At 65.6% G+C, this 25,690-nt stretch carries 27 protein-coding genes; 13 read left to right on the forward strand and 14 right to left on the reverse strand.

What is annotated here, in order from left to right; translation table 11 throughout:
- Positions 1–41: 41 nt before the first annotated feature.
- The 4 genes from ACOXXX_RS15830 to puuE form a co-directional block, all read right to left on the reverse strand.
- Entirely contained in the window at positions 42–1,391 is a 1,350-nt protein-coding gene (locus tag ACOXXX_RS15830; RefSeq protein WP_422827578.1) for a uracil-xanthine permease family protein, read from the reverse strand.
- A 64-nt stretch (positions 1,392–1,455) separates the two neighbouring features.
- Positions 1,456–1,941, reverse strand: coding sequence for an ureidoglycolate lyase (locus tag ACOXXX_RS15835; RefSeq protein WP_422827579.1), 486 nt, complete (start codon positions 1,939–1,941; stop codon positions 1,456–1,458).
- 2 nt (positions 1,942–1,943) lie between these two features.
- On the reverse strand, positions 1,944–2,834 hold the full coding sequence (locus ACOXXX_RS15840) for a bifunctional allantoicase/(S)-ureidoglycine aminohydrolase (protein WP_422827580.1): 891 nt from the start codon (positions 2,832–2,834) through the stop codon (positions 1,944–1,946).
- A complete protein-coding gene (puuE, locus tag ACOXXX_RS15845; RefSeq protein WP_422827581.1) occupies positions 2,831–4,243 on the reverse strand; it encodes an allantoinase PuuE in 1,413 nt (470 codons plus the stop codon). Before puuE ends, ACOXXX_RS15840 begins: the two co-directional genes overlap by 4 nt.
- Before the next feature lie 152 nt (positions 4,244–4,395).
- Between puuE and uraH the strand changes: the two genes are divergently transcribed.
- Positions 4,396–4,755: a hydroxyisourate hydrolase gene (uraH, locus tag ACOXXX_RS15850; RefSeq protein WP_422827582.1), complete on the forward strand. Its 360-nt coding sequence runs from the start codon at positions 4,396–4,398 to the stop codon at positions 4,753–4,755.
- A gap of 5 nt (positions 4,756–4,760) precedes the next feature.
- Here the strand turns inward: uraH and speB are convergent, their stop codons facing one another.
- Genes speB through ACOXXX_RS15865 form a run of 3 tightly spaced genes read right to left on the reverse strand, consistent with a single transcriptional unit; the run spans position 4,761 to position 7,098 of the window.
- Positions 4,761–5,708: an agmatinase gene (gene speB, locus ACOXXX_RS15855; RefSeq protein ID WP_422827583.1), complete on the reverse strand. Its 948-nt coding sequence runs from the start codon at positions 5,706–5,708 to the stop codon at positions 4,761–4,763.
- A gap of 60 nt (positions 5,709–5,768) precedes the next feature.
- Positions 5,769–6,251, reverse strand: a complete 483-nt coding sequence (locus tag ACOXXX_RS15860; RefSeq protein ID WP_422827584.1) for a prepilin peptidase — start codon at positions 6,249–6,251, stop codon at positions 5,769–5,771.
- On the reverse strand, positions 6,244–7,098 hold the full coding sequence (locus ACOXXX_RS15865; RefSeq protein ID WP_422827585.1) for a helix-turn-helix transcriptional regulator: 855 nt from the start codon (positions 7,096–7,098) through the stop codon (positions 6,244–6,246). Before ACOXXX_RS15865 ends, ACOXXX_RS15860 begins: the two co-directional genes overlap by 8 nt.
- A gap of 318 nt (positions 7,099–7,416) precedes the next feature.
- Here ACOXXX_RS15865 and ACOXXX_RS15870 point away from each other — a divergent pair, with 318 nt between their 5' ends.
- The 8 genes from ACOXXX_RS15870 (at position 7,417) to ACOXXX_RS15905 (ending at position 14,896) form a co-directional block, all read left to right on the forward strand.
- On the forward strand, positions 7,417–7,608 hold the full coding sequence (locus tag ACOXXX_RS15870) for a Flp family type IVb pilin (protein WP_422827586.1): 192 nt from the start codon (positions 7,417–7,419) through the stop codon (positions 7,606–7,608).
- 100 nt (positions 7,609–7,708) lie between these two features.
- On the forward strand, positions 7,709–9,133 hold the full coding sequence (locus ACOXXX_RS15875) for a pilus assembly protein TadG-related protein (RefSeq protein WP_422827587.1): 1,425 nt from the start codon (positions 7,709–7,711) through the stop codon (positions 9,131–9,133).
- The gene (locus tag ACOXXX_RS15880) at positions 9,130–9,612 is read left to right on the forward strand and encodes a TadE/TadG family type IV pilus assembly protein (RefSeq protein WP_422827588.1); all 483 of its coding nucleotides are present in this window, start codon (positions 9,130–9,132) and stop codon (positions 9,610–9,612) included. Before ACOXXX_RS15875 ends, ACOXXX_RS15880 begins: the two co-directional genes overlap by 4 nt.
- Positions 9,609–10,232 carry a TadE/TadG family type IV pilus assembly protein gene (locus ACOXXX_RS15885; protein WP_422827589.1) on the forward strand — a complete coding sequence of 208 codons (624 nt, stop codon included), beginning with the start codon at positions 9,609–9,611 and terminating at the stop codon, positions 10,230–10,232. The genes ACOXXX_RS15880 and ACOXXX_RS15885 overlap by 4 nt, the downstream gene beginning before the upstream one ends.
- A gap of 18 nt (positions 10,233–10,250) precedes the next feature.
- Positions 10,251–11,549: an AAA family ATPase gene (locus ACOXXX_RS15890; protein ID WP_422827590.1), complete on the forward strand. Its 1,299-nt coding sequence runs from the start codon at positions 10,251–10,253 to the stop codon at positions 11,547–11,549.
- Positions 11,549–12,970, forward strand: a complete 1,422-nt coding sequence (locus ACOXXX_RS15895; RefSeq protein WP_422827591.1) for a CpaF family protein — start codon at positions 11,549–11,551, stop codon at positions 12,968–12,970. Before ACOXXX_RS15890 ends, ACOXXX_RS15895 begins: the two co-directional genes overlap by 1 nt.
- Positions 12,967–13,914: a type II secretion system F family protein gene (locus ACOXXX_RS15900; RefSeq protein ID WP_422827592.1), complete on the forward strand. Its 948-nt coding sequence runs from the start codon at positions 12,967–12,969 to the stop codon at positions 13,912–13,914. The genes ACOXXX_RS15895 and ACOXXX_RS15900 overlap by 4 nt, the downstream gene beginning before the upstream one ends.
- Before the next feature lie 16 nt (positions 13,915–13,930).
- A complete protein-coding gene (locus ACOXXX_RS15905) occupies positions 13,931–14,896 on the forward strand; it encodes a type II secretion system F family protein (RefSeq protein ID WP_422827593.1) in 966 nt (321 codons plus the stop codon).
- Positions 14,897–14,902: 6 nt separating this feature from the next.
- Here the strand turns inward: ACOXXX_RS15905 and pqqE are convergent, their stop codons facing one another.
- The 7 genes from pqqE to ACOXXX_RS15940 form a co-directional block, all read right to left on the reverse strand.
- A complete protein-coding gene (gene pqqE, locus ACOXXX_RS15910; protein WP_422827594.1) occupies positions 14,903–16,009 on the reverse strand; it encodes a pyrroloquinoline quinone biosynthesis protein PqqE in 1,107 nt (368 codons plus the stop codon).
- Positions 16,006–16,281 (reverse strand): pyrroloquinoline quinone biosynthesis peptide chaperone PqqD, encoded by a 276-nt coding sequence (pqqD, locus tag ACOXXX_RS15915; protein WP_422827595.1) that lies wholly within the window; start codon positions 16,279–16,281, stop codon positions 16,006–16,008. The genes pqqE and pqqD overlap by 4 nt, the downstream gene beginning before the upstream one ends.
- Entirely contained in the window at positions 16,281–17,030 is a 750-nt protein-coding gene (gene pqqC, locus ACOXXX_RS15920) for a pyrroloquinoline-quinone synthase PqqC (protein ID WP_422827596.1), read from the reverse strand. The genes pqqD and pqqC overlap by 1 nt, the downstream gene beginning before the upstream one ends.
- Positions 17,027–17,923, reverse strand: a complete 897-nt coding sequence (pqqB, locus tag ACOXXX_RS15925; protein ID WP_422827597.1) for a pyrroloquinoline quinone biosynthesis protein PqqB — start codon at positions 17,921–17,923, stop codon at positions 17,027–17,029. The genes pqqC and pqqB overlap by 4 nt, the downstream gene beginning before the upstream one ends.
- Positions 17,924–17,946: 23 nt before the next feature.
- Positions 17,947–18,036 (reverse strand): pyrroloquinoline quinone precursor peptide PqqA, encoded by a 90-nt coding sequence (gene pqqA / locus ACOXXX_RS15930; RefSeq protein ID WP_422827598.1) that lies wholly within the window; start codon positions 18,034–18,036, stop codon positions 17,947–17,949.
- A 112-nt stretch (positions 18,037–18,148) separates the two neighbouring features.
- Positions 18,149–18,838, reverse strand: a complete 690-nt coding sequence (locus tag ACOXXX_RS15935) for a response regulator transcription factor (protein ID WP_422827599.1) — start codon at positions 18,836–18,838, stop codon at positions 18,149–18,151.
- 9 nt (positions 18,839–18,847) lie between these two features.
- Complete coding sequence (locus ACOXXX_RS15940) at positions 18,848–20,434, reverse strand: ATP-binding protein (protein WP_422827600.1); 1,587 nt, start codon at positions 20,432–20,434, stop codon at positions 18,848–18,850.
- A gap of 196 nt (positions 20,435–20,630) precedes the next feature.
- Between ACOXXX_RS15940 and ACOXXX_RS15945 the strand changes: the two genes are divergently transcribed.
- The 4 genes from ACOXXX_RS15945 to ACOXXX_RS15960 all read left to right on the forward strand — a co-directional run bounded on the left by ACOXXX_RS15945 (position 20,631) and on the right by ACOXXX_RS15960 (position 25,654).
- Positions 20,631–20,834 (forward strand): hypothetical protein, encoded by a 204-nt coding sequence (locus tag ACOXXX_RS15945; protein WP_422827601.1) that lies wholly within the window; start codon positions 20,631–20,633, stop codon positions 20,832–20,834.
- A 493-nt stretch (positions 20,835–21,327) separates the two neighbouring features.
- On the forward strand, positions 21,328–23,187 hold the full coding sequence (locus ACOXXX_RS15950) for a B12-binding domain-containing radical SAM protein (RefSeq protein ID WP_422827602.1): 1,860 nt from the start codon (positions 21,328–21,330) through the stop codon (positions 23,185–23,187).
- A gap of 21 nt (positions 23,188–23,208) precedes the next feature.
- Positions 23,209–24,492, forward strand: coding sequence for an ATP-grasp domain-containing protein (locus ACOXXX_RS15955; RefSeq protein WP_422827603.1), 1,284 nt, complete (start codon positions 23,209–23,211; stop codon positions 24,490–24,492).
- A complete protein-coding gene (locus ACOXXX_RS15960) occupies positions 24,467–25,654 on the forward strand; it encodes an MFS transporter (protein WP_422827604.1) in 1,188 nt (395 codons plus the stop codon). Before ACOXXX_RS15955 ends, ACOXXX_RS15960 begins: the two co-directional genes overlap by 26 nt.
- Positions 25,655–25,690 lie beyond the last annotated feature (36 nt).

Here is a 25,690-nt window from a genome sequence, read left to right on the forward strand (position 1 = left end):
AGGAGGTGCCGCTCCTCAAGCCCTAGCGGGCTTTCCTCGCCTCAATCCAGCTCTTCCGGCAGCGCCAGGTTCAGGATGATCGACAGCGCCGCTGCGGGCAGCAAGCCGCTGGTCAGCAGGATCTGAAGCGTGCGCGGCATATGCTGCAGCGCATCGGGCACCAGTTGCAGGCCCAGACCCACCGACAGCGACACCGCAAAGATCACCATGTTGCGGCGGTTCCAGACCACCTCGGACAGCATGTTGACGCCAGCCGCACAGACCATGCCGAACATCACGATCACGCCGCCGCCCAGCACGTTGATCGGCACCGTCGATACCGCCGCGCCGATCTTGGGCACCAGGCCGCAGAGGATCAGGAAGATCGCACCGATAGTGACCACGTGGCGGCTCATGACACCGGTCATCGAGATCAGGCCGACGTTCTGGCTGAAGCTGGTGTTGGGCAAGCCGCCAAAGATCCCGGCGATGGCGGTGCCCAGGCCGTCGGCGAAGGTGGCGCCCGCCACCTCCTTGTCGGTCGCCTCGCGGCCCGCGCCGCCCTTGGTGATGCCCGACACGTCGCCCACGGTTTCGATGGCCGAGATCACCGCCATGAAGCACATGCCGATGATGATCGCCGCGTTGAATTCGATCCCCCAGCGGAACGGATCAGGCAGGGCAAAGCTGGCTGCCCGGCCGACATTGCCGAAATTCACCTGTCCCATGGCCAGCGCCACCACGTAGCCCGCAATCAGGCCGATCAGCACCGCCGCCACCGACATCAGCCCGCGGGTAAAGAACTTGATCGCCAACGTCACGACCACCACGGTCAGCGCCGGAATCCACATCGCCAGCGTGCCGAAATCCTCGGACCCGATCTTGGGCACGCCGCCCGCGGCGTACTGGATGCCGACCTTGACCAGCGCCAGGCCGATCATCAGCACGATCAGCCCGGTCACGAGAGGCGGCAGGGCAAAGCGGATGCGTCCCACGAAGGTGCCGATGAAAAAGTGGAAGATGCCGCCGATCACCACGCCGGTCATCAGACCGGCCAGCCCCGCGACACCCTGCCCAGCCACCGCCGGGATCATGATCGGCAGAAAGGCAAAGCTGGTGCCCTGCACGATGGGCAGCCGCGCGCCTACCGGCCCGATACCGATCGTCTGGATCAGCGTTGCCACACCGGCAAACAGCATCGACATCTGGATCATGTAGATCATCTGCGGAAAATCCGCGCTGTCCGATCCAAAACCGAAGCCCGCCGCCCCCGCGACGATGATCGCCGGGGTGACGTTGCTGGCGAACATCGCCAGCACGTGCTGGATGCCCAGCGGCACGGCCTTGGCCAAAGGCGGGGTATAATTCGGATCCGCGAGCTGCGCGGGCGTGCCGATACTTGCGTCTGTCATGTCTGTCGTCCCTTTGTTGGTTGTTCCGCCGCCTTCGGTCGTGCGGTCGGTTCACGAAATGGGCTCAGGGCCCGAAAATGCGGATGGGCGGGTCAAGCCGCACCTCTTCGAGGTTCGGCGTGTCGCCGATGCGATCAATCACAGCAAAAAGGCCGGGCGCCGCCAGCGGGGTCAACACGCCATGCCAGGTGCCGCGATGGAAATTCACGCATTGGCCCGGATTTGCTAGAAAAGCATGCAGCTTTCCGGGCACGGCCCCGGGTGCGGCCACCACCACCAGCCACGGGTTCTGGTGCAGCGGCACAAAGGCCTGAGAGCCGTCGGGGTGCCGTTCCACAAGGTCGCAGGTATAGGGCAGGCTGCGCGGCGTGGCATCGAACAGGCTAAGCCCGGCGCGCCCATCGGGGCCGAAATCCAGCTGCGCGCGGTCGTGAAAACGCCCGCACATGCCTGCGTTGATGATCTTGTCGGGCGCGCCCGCCGCCTCGAGCACATCGCCAAAGGGCGCAAAGGCGGCGGCGGTCAGGGGGCGGGCGGTAAGATCCTGCATCGTCATTCCACCGCGTAGACCGACGGGTCACGCGGCAGCATCGCGCCGCGGACACTGCGGTTCTGCACCGGGACGCCACCCAGCGCCAGCGACGGATGCCGATTGACGTCCTTGTAAAGCAGATAACGGAATGGCTCGTCCCCCGTGGCGATGCAGGCCTGCGGGCAGAAGGCGCGCAGCCACATGAAATCGCCGGGCCCGACATCGACCCAGTCGGTGTTCAGCAGGTATCGCGCCGTGCCCTGCAGCACGTAGAGTCCGTGTTCCATCACGTGGGTTTCCGCGAAGGGAATGCGCCCACCGGGCTGGAAGGTGACGATATTGGCATGCATGTCGTGGCGCAGGTCCAGCGGGTCGACGAACCGCTGCGTCGCCCAGACGCCGTTGGTGCCCGGCATTTCAACCGGTGGAATTTCGCTGTCGTGCGTCACCTTCGAATCCGGCGGCTGCTGCCCGTCCAGCCAGGTGTAGCGCTTGCGGATCCAGTGAATGCCGCAGGGTTTTTCCGACACGTTCCACAAGGTCCAGACCGCCGCGGGCGGGATATAGGCATAGCTGCCCGGCACCAGATCGTAGTTGTCGCGTCCGATTTTCAGCCGGACCTCGCCAAAGGCCACGAACAGGACCGCCTGCGCATCCTTGTCCGGTTCCGGCTCGGAACTGCCCCCGCCCGGCGCCACCTCGATCGCGTATTGCGCAAAGGTTTCGGCAAAGCCGGTCATCGGGCGCGCGAGGATCCAGGCGCGGGTCTGCACCCATCCGGGCAGAAAGCTGGTGACGATGTCGCGCATACAGATCGCCGGGATCACCGCATAGCTTTCGCGAAAGACCGCCGTGCCTTCGGGGTTGTCCTGCTGCGTCGGCAGCCCGCCGGGCGGAAAGGCATAGCTCATAGCATATCCTCCAGCCGCAGTCGGGCGATGCGTTCGACCTGCGCGCAGGCGGTGGCGAATTCCGTCGCCGTGTCATTGGCGATCCGCGCCTCAAAGGCCGCAAGGATGCCCGCCTTGTCGTGATCGCGCACCGCGATGATGAAGGGAAAGCCGTGCTTGGCCACATAAGCCTCGTTCAGCTCGGTGAACCGCGCACGCTCGGCATCGGTCAGCGCGTCCAGCCCGGCGCTGGACTGCTCGGCAGTCGACTCGGCCGTCAGCCGCTTGGCCGCGGCAAGCTTCCCCGCAAGGTCCGGATGCGCGGTCAGAACGCCCATGCGCTCCACGTCCGAGGCAGAGCGGAACATGCGCGCCAGCGCGTTGTGCACCCCCGCGGCGCAGTCATGCGCGGGGCCCAGTTCCAGGCCGTGCGCCCGCTCTGCGATCCAGGGGGAATGTTCGAACACCCCGCCAAAGCGCGCGACAAAGGTGGCCCGGTCCATCTGGCTGGGCCGCTCTTTCGCCACCGCCGGATGCGTCCGGGCCCAGTGTTCGGCGATGTCGATGCGGCGCGGCCACCAGACGCCGTCGTGTTTCTGGATGTGCTTGATGAAGCGCTGCAACCCGCGCAGCTTGCCCGGCCGTCCGATCAGGCGGCAATGCAGGCCGATGCTCATCATCTTGGGCGCGCCCGCCTCGCCTTCGGCATAAAGCACGTCGAAGGCATCCTTGAGGTACTGATAGAACTGCCGCCCGGTCGTGTAGCCGGGGGCTGTGGCAAAGCGCATGTCGTTGGCTTCGAGCGTGTAGGGAATGATCAGCTGGTCGCGCTCGCCGACGCGCATCCAGTGCGGCAGGTCATCGTCGTAGGTGTCGCTGATATAGTCGAAGGCACCGGTTTCAGCGGCAAGCCGCACGGTGTTCATCGAACAGCGTCCGGTGTACCAGCCGCGCGGCGCCTGTCCAACGACCTCGGTATGCAGGCGGATTGCCTCGGCAATTGCCGCGCGTTCCTCGGCTTCGGGCATGTCGCGGTGTTCGACCCACTTGAGCCCGTGCGACGCGATTTCCCAACCTGCGTCCTTCATCGCCTCGACCTGCACGGGGCTGCGCGCCAGGGCGCTGGCCACACCGTAGATCGTGACCGGAATATCCGCGCCAGTGAACAGCCGGTGCAGTCGCCAGAACCCGGCACGCGCGCCGTAGTCGTAGATCGATTCCATGTTCCAATGGCGCTGACCGGGCCAGGGCGCGGCGCCCGGGATGTCGGACAGGAAGGCTTCTGACGCGGCATCGCCGTGCAGGATGTTGTTCTCTCCGCCTTCTTCGTAGTTCAGCACGAACTGCACGGCGACGCGCGCGCCGTCGGGCCACTGCGGATCGGGCGGCGTCGCGCCATACCCTGTCATGTCACGCGGATATCGTTGCATGATGCTCCTCTCGACTCGCTATGCTTTTAGGCGAGAAAATCCCCGGGCATTTTCAATTTTTATCGAAAGGTCTTTCGGGGCTGCGCCAGCGCCGACAATCGCCTAGGCTTTGATCAAAGCAAAGCCTCAACGCGCGGAAAAAGGAGTGTTCCATGTCCGAAGGGTACCTGACCACGCACGTTCTGGACACCGCACGGGGCGTGCCGGCCGACGGCATCACCATCGCGCTGTACCGGGTGTCGGGCAATTCCCACAAGAAGATCGCAGAGGCGGTGACCAACGACGACGGCCGCACCGACAGTCCGATCCTGCCCAAGGGCGAAATGACGGCGGGCACCTACGAGCTGGTATTCTTCTGCGGGCCGTACCTTGACCGGCACGGGCTGGGTCAGAGCGATCCGAAATTCCTTGACCAGATCCCGATCCGGTTCGGCATTGATGACGAGGCAGCGCATTACCATGTGCCGCTGCTGCTGTCGCCCTACGGTTACTCCACGTATCGCGGCAGCTGACCCGCTCAGCGCCGTGGCACGCCCGGAAGCGCGCAGAGCATTTCGTAAAGCAGGTTCGCGCCGATCAGCGCGGTGTTGCCGCTGGTGTCATAGGGTGGCGACACCTCGACCAGGTCGCCCCCGACCAACGACAGGCCCGCGCAGCCGCGCACGATTTCCAGCGCCTGCCAGGTGCTGAGCCCGCCCATCTCCACCGTCCCGGTGCCGGGGGCAAAGGCCGGGTCCAGCGCATCAATGTCAAAGCTCAGATAGACCGGCGCGTCACCGATCCGGTCGCGGATGTCCGTCATCAGCGGGGCCAGCGATTTGTACCAGCAGTCCTCGGCCGGGACGACCGTCCAGCCCTTGTCGCGACCCCAGTCGTAATCCTGCGGCGAATAGCCGGTGCCGCGCAGGCCGATCTGGAACACCTTGTCGTTGATCAGGCATCCGTCCTCCCAGGCCCTGCGGAAGGGGCAGCCATGGGCCACCTTTTCGCCGAACATCTCGTCACTGGTGTCGGCATGAGCGTCCACATGGATCAGCGCCACCGGCCCGTGCCTGTTACGCATGGCGCGCAGGATCGGCCAGGTCAGGGTGTGATCGCCGCCCAGCGTCAGCGGAACGGCACCGTGGCCCAGAATGTCATTATACTGCGCCGTGATGATGTCGCAGCTTTTGCGAAGATCGAAGGTGTTGATCGCCACGTCGCCGATATCCGCCACCTGCAGATGTTCGAACGGGGCGGCCCCTGTGCCCATGTTGTAGGGACGCAGCATCCGGCTTTCGTCGCGGATCTGGCGCGGCCCCAGCCGCGTGCCCGCCCGGTTCGAGGTGCCGATATCCATCGGGATGCCGACGAAACAGGCGTCCAGCCCCTCGGCCGTGTCCGCCGTGGGCAGACGCATCATCGTCGCGGGCCCGCCAAAGCGCGGCATGTCGTTGCCGCCAAGTGGTTGGTTGTATTGCGCCATCGTGCTGCCCCCTGTTGCTGCCCGACAGAGTGGTGCCAAGACCCGCGCGGATGCAAGCCGCTAAAGCAGGCCCCAGAACACCAGCCCGGCCATGCCGAAAGACAGGCCCATGGGCAGGCGATTGGCATCGTCGCGCAGCCCCGCCCAAGCGCCGCGATATCCGGGGCGCAGTTTTCGCGCTGCCAGGACGATCGCGATGCTCAGCAAAAGACAGACCGCCGCGACGAATGCAAACCACGTCAGCTGGTGCGACGGCACGAACAACAGCAGAGCCGACAGGAACTTGACATCGCCGCCGCCGATCAACCCGGCAGCAAAGGCCGCGAGCCCCAGCGCCAGCAACACGCACGCGGCCAAGAGCCGCCAGCCAAGCTCGGCCAGGGGCAGAAAGGGTGCCGCCAGCAGGGCAAAGCACAGGATCAGCGCATAGACCAGCATGTTGGGCAGGCGCAGATGCCGCAGGTCAAAGAAGACGGCCGCCAGCAGGATCACCGCCAGCACCACAGGCACCAGAATCGCGGAAAGGGTGCTAAGCTCAGACATCGGCCTGCCTCTCCTGCTGCGCAAGCGCGATCAGCGACACCTGCCCGCCGGTGCCCGTCTTGCTGTAAAGGTTGCGCAGGTGGGTCCGCACGGTCGCGATGGATTGGTTCTGTGCCGCCGCGATCTCTTTCGGGGTCTGTCCGGCGGCCAGAAGGCGGCATACCGCAATCTCGGCCCGGGTCAGCGCATAGGGGTTGCTGATGTCAAAGATCGACACGCCCGATGTCCTGGGTGCGGACTGGCGGCGCCGGTCTTCGGCGATCAACGTGTCGATCACCCCGGGCGCCTTGAAGGTCCAGACATCCGCCAGCGCCTTGGTCACGATGATGCTGGGCAGTTCCGGACTGCGGTTTGGCGCGGATTCAAAGCTGATCTCGAGCAGGTCGCAATGCCGGTCGGTCTTTTCCATCACGATCAGGCTGATGTCGAAAAGCGCCGGATGGCGGTCGCGCTCGCGCGCCGCATCGGATCCGGCAAAGCCTTCGGTCTTGGCCACCTCGGACTGCCGCCAGATGGTCCCCGCGCCCATATCTTCGCCGTTATGGTCCAGCAGGAACCGGGCCAGCGCGGTGGACATGGTCGCCCCTTCGCTGCTGCCGGTGACGCGCGAATGCGCGATGATGCGCTCGGACCGGCGGCTGGCCAGGTCGACCCGGTAAAAGGTCACGCTTGCCGCCTGGGTCTGATGCGCGAGAGTCACAACCACGTCCATGACGTCGTAATGGCCGGTCAGCGCCCCCATCCAGTCGGTCAAAAGCGAAAATGACCGCGCCAGCCGGTGATGCAGGTCGGTCGCCCCCTCGAACGGGATCAGATCCACACGTCTGAGATAACTCCTGGTCGGCATCACTCACTACCAAAAAACACCGAACAATCCGGCACAGTCTTGTCCCGATTCTCACCCGGACGCCGGACGCCGTCAAGCCACCCGTCAGGGCAACGGCGGCCAAACGACCCGTCAGAAGTGCAGTGCGGCGGCAGAAGGGGCCGATTGTGGCGGTTCGGGCCCGGGTTTGCCGCAAACTTACCTTAATTCCTCATCCATCTGAGGGACGTGGCTGTGCGCAAGTTGAGCTAATTTCTCCTCATCACGTCCAAGACTGCTTGGGCAGGACATCACCAACTCCGCAGATACGATCTGCGTTTTCTTTGAAGGAGAAAACCAATGACGAAAGTCGCAAACCTCATCCGCCGCTTCGGCGCGAACGACGAAGGCGCAACCCTGGTGGAATACGGCATCGCGCTTGGCCTGGCCGTCACCTTGGGCGCCACCGCGCTTATCACGCTGTCCGGCGATGTCAGCGGCACGATGAAAGCCGCAGGCGACGCGATGCCGGAAGCGGCCGCGCCCAGCTAAGGCTGATCGTACGGGCCCCCTCCGCCCGGATCAGACGACGCTCGGGGGGCCTTTTGGCCCCCCGGGTTTTTTACCCCGCCCGACACCACAGGACAGCACCATGAAAAGGCCCCCGTTTACCACACTGCCCACCGACGAAGACGGTGGCATCCTGGTGTTCTGGAGCTTTACGCTGGCCGCGATCCTGGGCCTTGCCGCGCTGGTCGTCGATGCCGGACGCCTGTCGGCGACGCATTCGGAGCTGCAATCCTATGCCGACGCGGTCAGCCTGACGGCCGCGGCCGAACTGGACGGACGCGCCGATGCCATCGACCGCGCGCGCGCCGCGGCGTCGAACCTGATCACCGACAGCCAGACCTTCGGCAGTGGCAGCCGGACGCTGGCCGCCGCCGATCAGACCCTGACATTCTACCAGCCCGGCGGCACTGGCGGCTTTGACCGCGACGCGGCGCTGGTCACCAACAATCCGCACCTGGCCCGCATCGTCGAGGTGCGCATCGCCGAACGGCAGGTCAGTCTGCCCTTCAGCGCCGCGATGGCCGCGCTATCGGACACCGCCGCCGTCGACGACACCGTCGCCGCGACCGCCGTTGCGCAATTCTCGATCGAAGCCTGCGACGTGTCGCCGGTGGCGATCTGCCTGCCGTCGGTGGATTTCTCTGCGGAAACGGCCATCGGGTCTTCGCTGTCGCTCAGCACCGATATCTCTGCGGGGGTGACCCTGCCCGGCGACCTGATCGCCGTCGACACACTGTCGAGCCTGCTCGATGGTCTGTCGATCTGTGTGGGGCTGTCGGGCGGGGCGCTTGACGCCTGCCTGCTGGCCGCGCAGGAACCCGAAACCGCCTGCCGCGGCGGGTCGGGCGGGCTGCAGATTTCCGCGGATGTGACCGGCAACGACCTACTGGACGCCGTCAACACCCGCTTCGGCCTTTTCGAGGGGCTGACCTCGGGCCTCGCGGGCAACAGCGACTTTCCGGTCGCGCCCAGCCTGCTGGGCGGCGTGCTGGGGGCGGGCGGGCTTTGCACCCCGCAGACCACCATGCCCGAGGATATGGCCCTGCCTGTCGACGACTGTTTCGCGACCGGCACCTGCGCGGTGCAGGGCAACGGCAGCTGGGAGATTGGCCGCGATGCCTACATCGAGGCGCATTACGACGGCACCGACCCCTTTCCCGAAGCCTCGACCCGGTTCGAATTCTACCAGGCCGAGATTGCCGCCGGGATCGGGCCAGAGCCATCGGGCAACCTGGTCGGCAACCTTCTGGGCACCCTTCTGCCGCAGCTTTGCGTGCCGCCCACCGCCGCCGATGTCACGCGCCGCTTGATGGTCGTCGCGGGCGTCAATTGCGACGGCGCGTCGGACGGGCTGCTGCCGCCGGTCCAGACCTTCTTTGAGGTCTTTGTGCTCGGGCCCGGCGAAAACGGCCTGCTCAACGTCGAAGTCACCGCCTGTCTGGGTGGCGACTGCGGCGGCGGAAACCTCGACACGTCTGTGCAGGACATCGTGAGGTTGGTGGAATGATCCGACTGTCCCGCTTTGCCCGCAGCGAAGATGGCGCCGCGCTGGTGGAATTCGCCCTGCTGCTGCCGACCTTTCTGCTGTTTCTCGGCATCAGCATCGAAGGCGCGCGCACGTTCTGGTCGTACCAGACCACGATCACCGGGGTGCGCGACGCGGCGCGCTATCTGGGCCGCGCGGTGCCGCAGGACATCTGCGCCAGCGGCGGCAGCGTCACGGGCTGGAACGATAGGCTGACCGACATCGTGCGCAACACCCGCACCGGCGACACACTTTTTCCCTCGGCCGTCAGCATCGACAGCGTGACCGCGACGCTGGACTGCGCCGCCGGCAGCTATCGCAACGGTGCCGTCCCGGTGGCGACGATCACCGCGATCCTGCGCATCGACACCCCGTTCAGCGGGCTGTTCCGCCTCGCGGGCCTCAACTTTGACGGCATCGACACGGTCGTCAGTGACCGCACGCGGATCATCGGCGCATGACCGGCACCCTGACATATCTCCGCTGTTTCTGGCGCGACGAGGTCGGCACCGTGCTGGTGGAACTGGCGGTGGTGCTGGGCATCTTTGTGCTGATGATCTTTGGCCTGATCGACTTTGGCCGCCTGGGCTTTTCCTATGTGCTGTCGGAAAAGGCTACGGAAACCGCCGTGCGCATGGCCGTGGTGCGCCCGGCGATCTGCCCGAATGTGCCGCAGGTGGTGCGCCGCACCTTGCTGGGCACGCTGAACCTGGGCGTGCGCAACGGCACCCGCTGTTCCGATGCGGGCGGGGTCTGCCGCGCACCGGCGCCCGTCTCCTGCGACGGCAGCGCCGGGCAACCCGACGTCGCCGCCATCTGGGCGCAGATCGCGCCGCTGCTGCCGGTGAACGCCGGGCCGGAAAACCTGCGCTTCACCTACAGCTACGACGCCGCGCTCAATCGCGTCGGCGCCGCCTACGCCCCCGTCGTCACGGTCGAGATCGTCGATCTGACCTATCAGTTCATCTCGCCGCTCGGGGCTTTTGTGGCGCTCGCGGGGGGGACGGCCGATGAAAGCCTGGCCGCCGATTTCACCTTTTCGAGCATGAGCGCGTCGTTGCCCTCAGAAGACCTCAGGTAAACAGTAAGGATCACTGCCATGACCTATGCCTATTCCGATATCGAACGCGCATCCCACGACCATGTCGCCGACCCGGCAGAGCGCATGCAGATCGGCGTTGTCGCCGCCGATGACGCGATGCTGGCCCGGATGACCAAAACGATGCAGGATGATGCCACGGTTGCGGTGCAGCCCATCCCCGGCACACTGGCGCAGTTGCTGCTGGGTGGCGACGCGGACTGGCCGTCGCTTGATTTTCTGGTCTTCCACGCCGACCCCGACGATGCCAGCGTTCTGGCCGCGGTCCACTGCCTGCTTTCGAAACCAGATGTGCGCCTGCACGCCATCGCCATGACCGACGGCGCGCCCGACCCCGCGTTCAAGGCGCAACTGCAAAGCGCCGGCGTGGCCGAGGTTCTGCCGGTCCCGCAGGGCTCGCCCCCCCCACCGCGCGTCGACACCGGGCCGCGCCTGCACCTGTCTTTGCCGGACGCGGATCCCGTCATCGCCGCGCCTGCACCCGTGCCCGCGCAAGAGGCCCCGGCGGCCACGGACAAGACCGAGGCACCGGTGCCCACCGGGACGGGCCGCATCACGACCGTTCTGCGCGCCCGGGGCGGCGCCGGGGCGTCGACCGTGGCGGTGAACCTGGCGCTGGAACTGGCCCGCACGGGGCAGGACGGATCGCGCGTCGCGCTGGTAGACCTCGACATCCAGAACGGATCGGTCGGCGTGCTGCTCGACCTGCCGGATTCGCCTGCTGTCACCGCGCTGCTGCGCGACGGCGGCACGCCTGACGGCGCTTTTCTGGACGGTGCCATGTCGCGCCATTCCAGCGGTATCGACGTGCTGGCCGCGCCCGATATCTTTGTGCCACTCACCGCGCTGACCGTGCCCATGCTCGAGGCGCTGATGGACACGCTGCAGACGCGTTATGATCATGTCATCGTCGACATGCCACAGGCGATGCTGGACTGGATCGAACCGGTGTTCGAACGCGCCTCGCAAGCGCTGATCGTGACCGACACCTCGGTGCCCGCGATCAAGCGCAGCCGCCGCCTGATCGACGTGCTGAACGACGAACACATGACCCTGACCGTGCAGGTCGTGGTCAACAAGGAAAAGCGCCCGCTGCTGCTGTCGGAGTCGCAGAAAGAGGCCGCGCACCTGCTGGGCCGTCGGCTGGATCACTGGGTGCCCGAAGACATCGCGGGCGCGCGCAAGGCGCTGGATGCGGGCGTGCCGATCATCCTTGGCGCGCCGCGGTCGCGCCCGGCCCGCGCGATTGCAGGACTGGCCAAGGCGCTGTTCCCCGCCGCGCGCTCGGGGGCCAAGTGATGTTCCGCAGCTTTCATACCGCCAAATCCGACTCACCCTCCATGCCTGCCGCCCCGCAGCCTGCCCCGGCGGCCAAGTCGGCCCCCCTGCCGCTATCCCAATTCAAGGCGGCGGATGCCGCCCCGACCCAAAAGGCCCGGCCGAAGACCGACACGCACCTGGCGCTCAAGGGCCATCTGCACCAGAAACTGCTCGAGGCGCTGAACCTGTCAAAGCTCGACAGCGTGTCGCCCGCCGATCTGCGCCGAGACATCGCCACGCTTGCCGCCCGGCATCTGCAGGAAGAAGGCCGGGTCATGCCCGCCCAGCCGTTCCAGCGCCTGGTCGATGAACTGCTGGACGAGGTGCTGGGTCTTGGTCCGCTGGAGCCGCTGCTGGCCGACCCAAGCGTCAGCGACATCCTTGTGAACGGCATCGACCACGTCTTTGTCGAGCGCAATGGCATCCTGGAACGCAGCGACACGCGGTTTCACAACGAACGCCACCTGCTGCGGATCATCGACAAGATCGTGAGCAGCGTGGGGCGGCGCATCGACGAAAGTCAACCCTGGGTCGATGCCCGACTTGAGGATGGCAGCCGCGTCAACGCGATCATCCGGCCCTGCGCCATCGACGGCCCGTCGCTGTCGATCCGCAAATTCTCGCGCCATCCGCTGCGCATGGACAAGCTGGTCGAAACCGGCGCCATGACCGCCTCGGCGGCGGCCTTCCTGTCGGCGGCGGCGAAGGGGCGGTTGAATACGCTGATCTCGGGCGGGACCGGGTCGGGAAAGACGACGCTGCTGAACGCGATTTCGGCCTATGCCGATCCGCGCCACCGGATCGTGACAATCGAGGACGCGGCAGAGCTTCAGCTGCAGCAGGAACACGTGGTGCGGCTGGAAACCCGGCCCAGCAATTCCGAAGGCAAGGGCCGGATCACCCAGCGCGATCTGATCATCAACGCCCTCCGGATGCGCCCCGACCGCATCATCGTCGGCGAGGTGCGCGGCAACGAAGCCTTCGACATGCTGCAGGCGATGAATACCGGCCATGACGGGTCGATGACCACGATCCACGCCAACACGGCGCGCGACGCGCTGAGCCGGCTGGAACAGATGGTGGCGATGTGCGGCGGTGACATTCCCCTGTCGGTCATCCGCGCGCAGATCGCATCGGGCCTGCAACTGGTGGTGCAGACAAGCCGCCTGTCCGATGGCCGGCGCCGCGTGGTCAGCATTTCCGAGGTGACCGGTCTGGATGGTGACACGATCCTGATGCAGGACATTTTCGTCTTTCGCCGCAGCGGCGTTGACGATGACGGCACGGTGCTGGGGCAGATGTATGCCACCGGTGTGCGGCCCAACTGCCTCGAGATCCTGAAATCCGCGGGCCTTGACCTGCCCGAGGACACCTTTCGGATCCGGGAGGGCGCGCGATGACCGACCCGGGCCTGATCTGGATCGCGCTGGCCGCGGGCGCGGCGCTCGTTCTGCCCGCCGCCCTTTGGCTGCTGACCGCCTCCGGGCGGGCCGACGCGGCACGCAAACTTCAGCGGATGCGCGGCGTGGCCCCGGCACCCGACACGGCGCAGCGCATCCTGCTTGAGGTCAGCGAAAACGACGGACGCCGGAAACCGCCGTTCCTGCGCAGCATCGACCAGATGCTGGCGGCGCTGCAGGCGCCGCTGGGTGGGCGGACATTCCTGTTGCTGACCGGGGCGCTGGCATTTTTGATGGGCGCACTGGCGGTCAAGCTGTCGGGATCGCTTCTGATCGGGGCCGCGATTTTCTCAGCCGTCGGCTTTGCCCCCGTGGCCATCCTGCGCGCGCGCTTTGCCAGGCATGTGGAAGCCTTTGCCGCGCAACTGCCCGACGCGCTCGAGCTGATGACGCGCGGCCTGCGCATCGGCCATCCGATCAGCGCCACGATCAGCAACGTGGCGCGCACCATGGCCGACCCCATCGGTGCGGAATTCCGGGTGATCGAGCAGAAGATCGGGCATGGCGACTACCTGACCGACGCGTTCAGCGACCTGGCCGACAAGATGCAGCAAGAGGACATGCATTACCTGGCCGTCAGCATCCGCATCCAGCACGGCACCGGCGGCAACCTGGCCGACATGCTGACCACCCTGTCCAAGGTGATCCGGTCGCGCATCCTGTTGCGTCGCAGGGTCCGGGCGCTGTCGTCCGAAGGCCGGATGTCGAGCCTTCTGCTGTCGTCGCTGCCGGTGGTAATCTACGGCGCGACCACGCTGATGGCCCCGGATTACTACGGCGCGGTGCAGGATCATCCGATGTTCCTGCCGATCGCGGCGGCGATCATCGCGCTGGTGGTGGCGAATTTCCTTGTGCTGCGCCGCCTCGTGAATTTCCAGGCCTGAGAGGAGCGCCACGCACATGACCTTTGACCAGAGCCTTTTCGCCGACAACGCGCTTTACTACGTGGCGGCCTTTGCCGTTGTCCTGCTGATGTCGGGCGGCGTCGGGTTCCTGATGCTGCGCGACCGGTCGGCGATGCGGATGCGCGGCATCGCGGCGCAGCGTTCCGGGCCCGAGGCGCGCAGCCTGGCCCGCACCGCCAGCACCGCGCCGCGCGGACTGGCCCGCGCGCTGATCCCCGACGATCCATCGGAAATCGCGCAGATCCAGTTCCAGCTGGCCAAGGTCGGCTTTCACCACGCCAACGCGGTGCAGCATTTCTTTATGGTGCGCCTTTTGCTGGCGGTGTTGCCACCGCTGTTGGTCTTCGGCGGCTTTGCCCTGGCCCGCGCCGGGTTGCTGCCGCAGGACATGGCGCAGGTGGTGCTGGACTTTCCGCGCCTTGGGCTGATGCAGATTGCCGCGGTCACCGCGGCCGCGGGTTTTTACGGCCCCAGCTACCTGCTGAAATCCCGGATCAAGGCGCGCCAGCAGCGCATCCGCAACGCCTTTCCCAACGCGCTGGACCTGCTGCAGATCTCGGTCGAGGCGGGGATGGGCCTTGATTCCGCGATGAGCCGGGTGGGATCGGAAATCCACAAGGTGTCGCCCGAGATCGCCTATGAACTGCTGACCCTGCAGAACGAGGTCAGCGCCGGGCGCGACCGCGAAACGGCGATGTTCGACATGGCCGAACGCATGGGGGTGGACGAGGCGAAAAGCTTTGCGCTGGTGATCGTGCAGTCGCTGGAATTCGGCACCAGCCTGACCTCGGCGCTCAGGACCTATGCCGCGGAAATGCGCGAATATCGCGAACTGGCGGCGCAGGAAAAGGCCAACCGCCTGCCGGTGCAGATGTCGGTGGTGATGTCGTTCCTGATGCTGCCCGCGCTGTTCCTGATCACGCTGACCCCGATCATCATCCGCTACACCGCGATCTACTGACGCCGGTCAGACCTTGGCCGGGGCGGCGCGATAGACCAGTTCCGCGTCCTGCGCCGAGGCGTGACCGTCTGCCTGGGCCTGCAGCGCGCCGTGATGCGGTGACTTGATGCAGACCGGATCGGTGGCCGAGGCATCGCCGACGATGGCCATCGCCTGGCACCGGCAGCCGCCGAAATCGACGGTCTTTCGCTCGCATGACTTGCAGGGGTCCGACATCCAGTCGGTGCCGCGATAGGCCTGAAACGCCGATCCTTCGTACCAGATGTCGCGCAGGGATTTGTCGCGCACGTTGTCGAATGACAAATGCGGGATCGATTCCGCCGCGTGGCACGGCAGAACCTTGCCATCCGGGGCCACGTTCAGCCCCGTCGTGCCCCAGCCGCCCATGCAGCGCTTGGGGTAGTCTGAGTGATAATCGGCGGGCACGTAGTCGATGACCAGCGTGCCTTTCAGTCTTGCGCGGGCCTCGGTCACGATGCGGTCGGCCTCGCCTGCCTGCTCGCGGGTCGGCATAAGGGTGTCGCGGTTCTTGAGCGCCCAGCCGTGGAACTGCACTGTCGCGACCTCGATCCGGCGCGCGCCCATCTCCACCGCCATCTCGATGGCGCGGGGCAGCTGGTGCAGGTTGCGCCGGTGCAGCACCGCGTTCAGCGTCAGCGGAAAGCCGATGTCGCCAATCCAGCCCGCCACCTTCATCTTGCGATCAAACCCGCCGCGATAGCCGCCGATCTGATCTGCCATCTCGGCATCGGTGCCTTGCAGCGACAATTGCACGTGATCCAGTCCCGCCGCGTCCAGCGCCTGAAGCCGCTTTTCCGACAGTCCGATGCCCGAAGTGATGAGATTGGTATAAAGCCCCGCGTCGCGAGCGGCGGCGACCAGCGTTTCCAGATCGCGGCGCGACGCCGGTTCGCCCCCCGACAGGTGCAGTTGCAGCACGCCAAGATCGGCGGCCTGCCGAAAGACCGACACCCAGGTGTCTGTATCCAGCTCTGAATCGATCCGGGCCAGTTCCACCGGGTTCGAACAATAGGGGCAGGACAGCGGGCAGCGATGCGTGAGTTCCGCCAGCATCGCGATCGGCGGGCGCACTGTCGGGGTCTGGGCATTCATGCGCGCACCTCCAGAAACCGGCGGTCCTTGAGCGCCCGCAGAAAGCCCGCGCTGTCCTTGGCGATCTCATCGGCGGGGGCATTGTAGCGGTCGGCCAGCGCCCGCGTGATCGCCCCGAAAGACCGTTCGCCGTCCAGTTCGCTCAGGATCGCGTGGCCGATCTGATCGAGCATGATCGCGCGTTCGGGGGCCAGCAGGACCCAGGCATCGCGCACCCGGTCATGATGCACACGCACGCCGCGCGGCAGGTAGGGAACATCGTCGGCCTGCATCACGCGGCCCTTGCGTCGGCCAGGCCCTCGCCCGGCTGCCAGGCCCCCGGCGGGATGCGCGCAGGCGCGACATAGGCCGAGTACAGCGCGTCGAGCTGCGACCAGAGCACATCCGTTTTGAATTCGAGCGCGCGGGCGGCAGCGTCCTGCTTTTCCTGCGTATCCGCATGGTCCAGCACCCACGCCAGGCCAAAGGCCACGTCCTTCGGCGCCTCTTTCAGACGGTTCTGGAAGTAGGACAGCGAGGAGTCGTCGGCGAAATCGTAGTTCTTGAGCAGACCGGCGATCCGGTCCTTGTGGATCTTCGGCGCGAAAAGCTCGGTCAGGGACGCCGCGACGGCTTCGAGCAGGCTCTTTTCCCGCACGAACCGCACATAGGCATCGACGGCGAATTTCGTCGCGGGCAGCACGCCCCTGGTCGAAGAGACATAGTCAGGGTCCAGTCCCACGGCCTCGGCCAGGCGCAGCCAGCGTTTGATGCCGCCCTCGTTCGTATCGGTGCCGTCGTGATCCTCGATCCGGCTGCGCCAGATCTTGCGCATCGCCGGATCTTCGAGACGCGACATGAAGGCCGCGTCCTTCATCGGGATCGAATGCTGGTAGTAATAGCGGTTGATCACCCAGGCGCGCACCTGGTCCGGGGTACAGTCGCCGCCGTGCAGCAGGTGGTGAAACGGATGCTTGTCATGATAGCGGTCCGCCCCGATCTGGCGCAGCCGGGCCTCGAACGCGTCGCGTGTCTGGGTCATAGGGTGATCTCCATTCCGTCCTGTCCGATGGTCCAGCCCGCGGCTTCGGCCTCGGCCCGTTCCGGCGACTCCGGCCGCAGGACAGGGTTGGTGTTGTTCATATGCACATAGATGCGGCGGGCGATCCCCAGACCGTCAAAGGCGGCCATCGACCCGTCGGGGCCGGACATCGACATGTGGCCCATGCGCTTGCCGGTCTTCTGGCCCAGCCCGGCCCGGACCATCTCATCGTCCTGCCACAGCGTACCGTCGAAAAACACGGTCGACGCCCCTGTCAGCCGCGCGCGCAGATCGTCGTTCAACAGCGCGCACCCGGGGATGTAGTAGGCATCGCGCCCATCGGCCTTCAGATGGACGCCGACGGTCTGATCGCCGATCAGGTCGGTCTGCACCTCTGCCCCTTCCAGATACAGCGGCACCTTGCCCGGCACGGCAAACAGCGTCGCGGTCAGGCCCGGCGCGATCTCGGCTGGCTGATCCAGCGCGACGGTCGCGCGGTCCACGACCTTTTCATTAAGCGCGGCAAAAATCGGATTGTCCTGCAACACCTCGTGAATGCCGGGGGTCGCAAAGACCGTGAAGGGCTGCATCTCGCGCAAGGTGAGCAGACCCGCCACGTGGTCAATGTCACCATTGGTCAGCAGTACAGACCGCAACGGCATGTCGCGCAGCCCGGTCGGATGCAGGGACGGCGCATCGGCAAGCTGCTGGCGGATGTCAGGCGACGCGTTGAGAATTGCCCAGTCGGTGCCATTCGCACTGACCGCGAGAGAGCTTTGTGTCTGTGAGGGGATTTTGCCCTGTCGGGCCAGATTGCAGTTGTCGCAACCGCAATTCCACTGGGGCAATCCACCACCGGCGGCTGCCCCCAGAATACGCGCGCGGAATGTCATTCAACCCTCCGCGCGCAGGATGCTTAGAACAGCACGCCGTCGTCTTCGGGGCCGTACATGTTGATTTCCATGCCGCATTCGATTTCGCGGACAACGGGTTTGGTCCATGCCATGGGTGTTTCCTCCTCGGAATTGCAAATTCGTAACGCTACCTTGCACGCCCGAGCCGCGAACTCCGAGTCTTATAACTTAAGAACGGCATAGCCATTGGTCGTAAACCGGGCTTCAGACCAAGGTCGGTGTCAGCCCGTCGATCACAAATCCCTTGTTGCGGATCGTCTTGATTTCAAAGCCGAAAGTCCGGTCAGGGCCAAGTTTTCTGCGCAGGTAGCCCAGGTAGACGTCGACGACGTTTTCCGAACTCGACCCCTCTTCGGCCCAAAGCGCGTCGAAGATCTGGCCGCGCGACAGCGTGTCCCCGGCGTTTTGAACCAGCAACGCCAGCAGCGCGCATTCCCGTTCCGTCAGCTGCACCTGCGCGGGGCCCTGGGTCAGCGTCCGCGCCGTGGCATCCAGTGTCGCGGGACGGGGCCGCAGGCTGTCGGCGCGCCGTTCCTGCACCTTGAGCCGGGCCACAAGCTCGTCGAACGAGAACGGCTTGACGATATAATCGTCGGCGCCGGCCTCGAGCCCGCGGGTCCGGTCGTCGACCTCGGACAGGGCCGAGAGCATGAGGACCGGCAGCGTCAGCCCGTCATCGCGCAGGCCGCGCACCAGATCGATGCCGCTGTCCTCGCCGATCATCACGTCGATGATCGCGGCGCTCAGCGCATCGTGCTGCAGCCGGGTGCGCGCCGCGTCGACGCGGTTTTCCGTCACCGGGTCATAGCCGTGCAGCATCAGCCCCCGCGCCAGGGCAGAGGTGATCTCGGGGTCGTCATCGACAATCAGAATGCGGGGCGGGGTGTCTGTCATGGGCGGAATTTACGCCTGCTCACACGGGATGCCTACCGTGACTTTTGTCCCGGGGGCGTCGCCCAGGGCCTCTGGTCCGGATAGTGGGCTGGTCACGCCGATCCGGCCCTGATGCTGCTCGATCACCCACTTGGCCAAGGCGAGCCCGATGCCGAACCCTTCGGACTTGGCCGGGCCGGTGCCCTGCCCGAAGCGTTCGAAGATGTCCGCCTGATCGGCTGCGGCGATGCCGGGGCCATTGTCGATCACATGTACCTGACCCAGACCGTCGCCCACCTCGGCCACCAGCTCGATCTGTCCGCCCGATCGCGCGTGGCGCACGCTATTCTGCACAAGCCCGCTGATCACCTGGCGGATCCAGTTGGCGTCTCCGGTCACCCGGACGGGATCGGGCGCGCGGGTGGTCAGGGTCATGCCGGCGGCGTCGACCTCGGCCGACAGGTCCGCGGCCACGTCGCGCAGGGTGTCGCGCAGATCGAACCCCGCGCGGTCCAGCGCCAACTGCCCGGTTTCCGACCGCGCGATGCGCAGCAGATCGTCGATCCGCCGGTTCAGCCGCAACGCCCGGTTCTGGATCGTCTCGAACGACGGGCCCGGCTCGGCCGACCCCCTGAGACCCAGCTGCGCCTCCATCAGGATCACGGTAAGCGGCGTGCGCAGTTCGTGGCTGATGTCGGCAAAGAACCGACGCCGGTTTTCGTCGGTCTGCGCCAGCCGGTCGTTGGCCCGTCGCAGGGCTTCGGTCCGGTCCTCGATGGTGGCGTTGAGGCGGCTCCATTCAAAATCCACCGCGTCCTTGCGGCGGGCCAGCGCGTCGGCCATGCGGTTGGTTTCGGCAATCAGCCCGCCGATTTCATCCCGGGGTCCGTCGGGAAGGGACACGGCAAAATCTTCCTGCCCGATCTTCTGGGCGGCGTCGCGCAACAGGTCCAGCCGCGAAAACTGCGGCCGCACCAGCCCCAGGTAGAACCCGGCCATCAGCACCAGCGTGGCCAGCGCAATGCCCAGCGCGGTGAGGGTAAGGGTGCGGCGCAGATCGGCGATGCTGTCGATGATCTTGTCGCGGGCGCGCAGTTCATCGGTGATGACCCCGTTCAGCAGCGGATCGAACCCGATGGCAAAGGTGTCTATGAAGCCCTGCAGGCGTTCACGATCGGCGGTCGAGGACAAGAAGGCATCGCGGGTCGAAACGAACAGCGCTTCCATCCGGGCGATGCCGATGCTTTGCGTGGCGCGGCGCGACTGTTCGTCCAGGCCCAGCGCCTGCGCCTCGGCCACCGCCTGTTCCAGATCGCGGCGCAAGAGCTGGAAGGTCCGCGTGACGTTGAGCGTGATGCTGTCCAGCCTCTGGGTCCGCTCTTCGATGGGCAGTCCGGACTGGATCGCCTCTGCCGCGACGACGATAAAGGTCGACACCTGCGTGGACAGCACCGAATACCGCTCCACCCGCGCTTCGGCGGCGACCGACGCCTCGATCCGGTCCGACACGCGCTGCATGGCCAGCACCATGATCGCCGCGGCCAGCAGCGCCGCTAGGCCCAGAAGGCCCGCGCCGAACGCCAGCTTGGTCTTGAGCGATGGCGTTCCACGCCGCATGACGCCCTCCGTATCGTGGCCGCGACCAGCGGACCCCTTGAAGATCAGCCCATTTTTATAGCTTTCGCCGGAAAAATGGGCAATTCATAACCATTTCTGCACCGCAGCATCCTGCGAGCGCAGTCTTCAGGCGATCTTTATGTCTGTCTGCATAGGTATGGAACCAGCAATGCCATCCAACCGGCACGAGGGTCCCATGATCGAACTGCTTTTTGTCGCCTGCCTCAGCACCGCCCCGACGGAATGTCGCGAACGCAGCCTTCTGTTTACCGGCATCACCCCCGGACAATGCGCCATGGGCGCGCAGCCGGAACTGGCGAAATGGGTGAATGCGCATCCCAACTGGCAGATTGCCCGCTGGAAATGCCAGCAGGTCCAGACCGCAGAGCGGGATATCTGACGCAATTCTGCGCTGCGCTGCCAGGGTAACACCTGATTTGCGGCCTGCGCGCCGGACGCGGGAAAGCCTTTCGCCGCCGCAGGGGCGATTTAAACCATAAGGCGATCCCGTTAGCGGCCGCCCAAAAGCTCCACAGGCCGACCTGGCCTTGCAAGAGGCCTCTCAGATTCTTGGGCTACAACAAAACATCATATTTCCTCACACTGATGTCGCGAATTGCGCAAAGTTGTGAACGGCGCGCGTAGCGCCTTGCCCGAAACACGCCCTGGTTGCATACACCTCTTGAGCTGTGGCTGACGCTGCGGCAGCACGCAGGGTGGATTGGGTATGTTCGACAGAAATCACACGCAGAATGGGATGGCGGCATGGTCGCCCGTGCGCGGCGACCGGCGTACCGGTTGGCGGCACGCCGAGGCACCGGGCCTGCAACGCGATGCAGAGGCGGACAGTCCGTCATTTGACCTCTCCGACCTGATTATCGGGAAGCCGAAAAATGTCCCGTTTCACTGACGCGCCCGTCGATTTCCTGTTGCTGAATTTCAGCAACTACCCCGAACGGCCAATCTTTCCGTACGCCTTTGTCCAGATCGGCGCGCAGTTCCGCCAGCACGGTCTGCGCTTCAAGGCCATCGATTTCCTGGGCCAGCCGCCCGCGAAATGGCCCGAACTGCTGCGCGATGCGCTCGACCGCTACGCCCCGCGCTGCGTCGGCTTTCACCTGCGCCAGGTCGACAGTTGCGATTTCCGCGACTACCTGGCCGCCGCCCGCAACACCTCTGTCGACTGCGCCGCTTTCGAGCCCGTCCAATGGACCAAGCGCGCCATCGACCTGGTCCGCCAACACACCCCCCGGACGCGGACCATCGTGGGCGGGATCGGTTTCTCCTTCCAGCCGATCCCGCTCTTCAATTTCCTGCAACCGGATTTCGGTATGGCGGGGGATGTGAATTCCTTTGCCGCCCGGTTCGACGATATCCTGTCGGGCCGCGATCTGGACCAGGTACCCAACCTCATCTTCACCGATCACAGCGGCAAGGTCACCGCCAACCCTCGCGCGCATTTCGCCGGGCCGGACTTCACCGAATACACGCCCAAAGTCATCGCCGAACTGCGTGCCTTCTACGACCATCATGACGATCCGGCCCGGCACGCGCCGCAGGTCGCCGTCGAGATCGGGCGCGGCTGTCCCTATCAGTGCTATTTCTGCGGCGAACCGGTCGCCAAGGGGCGCAAGGTGTCGTGGCGCAGCCTTGACGTGGTGCGGGCAGAACTGGAGTTCCTGATCTCTCAGGGCGTGACCCGGTTCTGGCTGGTCTGTTCCGAACTGAACCCCAAGGGCGACAAGCACTTCCTCGAGGTCGCGCGGATGATGGGCGAGCTGCTAAGCCTGCATCCAGGCATCGAATGGAGCTCGTACATCCTGCCCTTCATCGAGCCCGAGGATCTGGCCTATCTCTACAGCACGAACTACCGGCTTTCGAACAACGAGGTGCTGTCGCTCGACCCCGAAAACCTGCACGCGGCCAAGGTGCCCTACACGGTGGAACACGCGAAACGCTTCATGCTGATGCAGGCGGCGCAGGCGCCCGAGGGGCAGAAAAAGAAGATCACGCTCTTTACCGGCAACACCAGGATCACCGCAGCCACGGTCAAGCGGACGGCGCGATATATCTCCGAATATCGGCTTTACGACGCATACGATCATTGCTCGGTGGTCTATGGCAGCCGGATCTACGGCAACGAAAAGGCCACGGGCCACGGTACGGGCCGCAACGGCTATGCGTTCCGCGACGGCGATCTGCACAAGGCAAAGGCCGACATCGCCGATCCGTGTCTGCCGACCTTCATCCTGCCCGACACCGTGACGGATGAGCTGACCGATCTTGAGGATGTCGACCGGTTCTACAAGTTCTGCGGCGACTACCTTTTTTCCCGTGCCTACCGCCACGCCCGCGGGGCAGACGGCTTCGCGGACTGGTGCGCCGAACGCGGGCTGCCCGCCCCTACGCCCGCGCAGATGGCGCGGATCGAAAAGCGCCCGCATGCGGCGGCGGGGGCCGAGGATGCGCAAGCGCTGGACATCGCGGGGTCAGAGCCCGAACAGCAGCAAATTTGCCGGGAGTTCGCCACCGGACTGGGCCTTGATCTGGCCGAGGATGGCGCGCTGCCCTTCGACAACCTCACGCTCTACGAGACGATCTTTGAGCGGTATCCCGGGGCCACCGATCTGACCCGGATCCTGGACAAGCAACCGGAATTCAGCGCCTCAAGCCAGGTCTTCTTCAACTGGCTGTCCTACCGGCACGGCCTTGACCTCGCGCTGCGCTACAAACCCCTGATGTCAGCCGCCTAGCGCGAAACCGGGACCGACGAGATGAGCATCTACCGAACCCCCTGCATGACGGATTCTCAAGGTTACACCCTGTTGCTGGGATCGCAGGAGCGGTGGAAGGACCGCGCGGTCTGCGCGGCCATGCGGTCCAGCACCCAGCCGGTCTATGTGATGGAACCGTCGCGGCTCAACTCCAGCCGGTCGGCGGATGGGCTGATCGTCGGCAACCCGCTGGACGCCGCTTCGGCCATCGCGGCGCTGGAAGAGCATGAACGCGCCACCGGCCACCGGCCCGCCGCGGTCATTCCACTTTTCGAACCGGCGATCGAGGTGGGGCATGCGATCAGCCGCCACTTCGGCCTGGGGTACCTGAGCGATGCGGCGGTGATGAACGTGCGCAGCAAGTTTCACATGCGCCGTGCCTTTGAACAGGCGAGCCTGCGGGTGCCCCAATACGTGCGGATGTTCGGACCTCAGGATGCCGAAAAGGCCGCGCACCTGCGCTTTCCGGTCATCGTGAAGCCCGAAAACCTTGGCGGCGGGCTGGGCGTGCGGCTGGTACACACCGCCGAAGACCTGCCCGACGCGCTGGCCTGGTCCAGCCAGGCGGCGCAGGCCTTGCTCGCCTACGGGATGCACACGCCGTCGTTCGTGGTCGAGGAATATATCGAAGCGGTGGCCGAAGTGTCTGTCGAGGTCCTCAACGCACCCGACGGGTCCGAGGTGGTGGGCATGACCGACAAGATCCTGTCCGGCCCGCCGCATTTCGTCGAATGCGCCCATCGGTTTCCCAGCCGCTATATCCAGGATGCGGCCATTCAGGACACCGCGCGGCTGGCCTGCCGGGCCGTCGGCATGGATCGCGGCGTGGCGCATGTGGAAATCCGCGTCTGCCCCGATGGCGCGCCTGTGGTGGTCGAGGTCAATGGCCGCCTGCCCGGCGGTGCCATCCCGGAATTGATCGAAAGCTGCACGGGCCGCAACCTCTTTGAGCTGCATTGCGCCAGCTTTGTCGGCACGCCGTCCATCGAGGTGGCGCGCAAACCGGCGATCATGCGCGGCAGCGCCGCCATCGTGTTCCTCAAGGCGCCCGAAGGCTGCATCACCCAGGTCAACACCAGCGCCCTGCCCGACCTGCCCAAGCCGGTGATCGGCCTGCAGGTCTGGGCGCGGCCCGGCGATGTCTCCGGTCAGGGGGCCAGCAATTTCGAACGCCACGGCGCGGTCGAGCTGTTCTGGCCCAACGGGACGGAGCCATGGACCGACGACCAACTCATCGCCTTTGCCCAACGGTTAAGCCGTGACGTCTTCTGCACCGACGGCTGAGCGCAGGATCGCCGGATCGCGCATTGCGCTGATGTCGGTTTTCCTGTCGCGGCTGGCGCAGTTTGCAACCTTTCCATTCATCTACAGCTTTGTCGTCGGGTCGGGGGCCAGTCCGGTCCTCGCCGGTGTGGTCGTGGCACTGTCGGCAATCACCTCAGCGCTGGTCGGGCTGGGGGGTGGCGTGCTGGCCGACCGGCGCTGCGAGGTCGCGGTGATCGGGCTGTGCAACCTGGCGTTGGCGACTTTGCTGCTGTTGTTGCAGATCAGTTTTGCGGTGCATGTCCTGATCCTTTTCAGCGCGCTGTTCGGGGCGATACAGGGCTGCCTTGATCCCGCAACGCAACTGTCGCTGGCCAAGCAGCGCACGACCTATGAAAGCCGGAGATCGTTCGGGGCGCGCTACTACGTGATCAACCTGGCCGCCGCCATCGGCCCGGTGCTGGGCGCGCTGATCTTTGAACACGCGCAGATCTGGCCGGTCTTCGCGATCTCGGCGCTGCTGGTCGGCGTCGCCGGGCTGTCCCTGCCACACCGCGCTGACACGCCCCCGCCCGGCCCGGCGCGCGCCGCGCCGCTGCATGACATCCTGGCCGCCCTGCGCCACTACCGTGGCGGCATCCTGTCGGTGACGCTGATCATGGTGGCCTATGCGCAGATGACCACGACGTTTTCGCACCACATCATCACGTCGCTGGGTTACGGCATCGAATTCTACGCGGGCCTGATGGTGTTTCACGCCGGGCTGATCCTGTTCGGCCAGCCGCTGGTGCTGAACCTGCTGGCACGGGCGCAGTTCGTGCAGACGATCACGCTCGGGCTTCTGGCGCTGGGGCTTGGCCTGCTTCTGCCTGCGCTGGCAAGTGGTCCGCATGGCCGCGCGGTGCTGGTCGCGGCGATGTTCTGCTTTACCGTGGGCGAGGTGCTTGTGCTGCCCTCCTCCAACGCGCTTTTCGCCGAGCTGTCGCCGCAGGACACCAAGGCACTGGCGCTGAGCCTTTACAATCTCAGCCGCCTTGGCCTTGCCGCCGGGCCGATCCTCGGGTCGGTCATCGTGGAAACGCTCGGCTTTCCGGCGCTTTGCGCGCTCAGCGCGCTGGCCGCCGCCGGGGGGACGATGGGCCTTGTCCGGATGTCGCGGCGCGAGGAAACCGCCAGCGGCTAGGCCGCGCAAATCCCGTTATCGCTATCATGCGAACCC

Source organism: Thalassococcus sp. BH17M4-6, assembly GCF_049323015.1.
Taxonomy (GTDB): domain Bacteria; phylum Pseudomonadota; class Alphaproteobacteria; order Rhodobacterales; family Rhodobacteraceae; genus Puniceibacterium.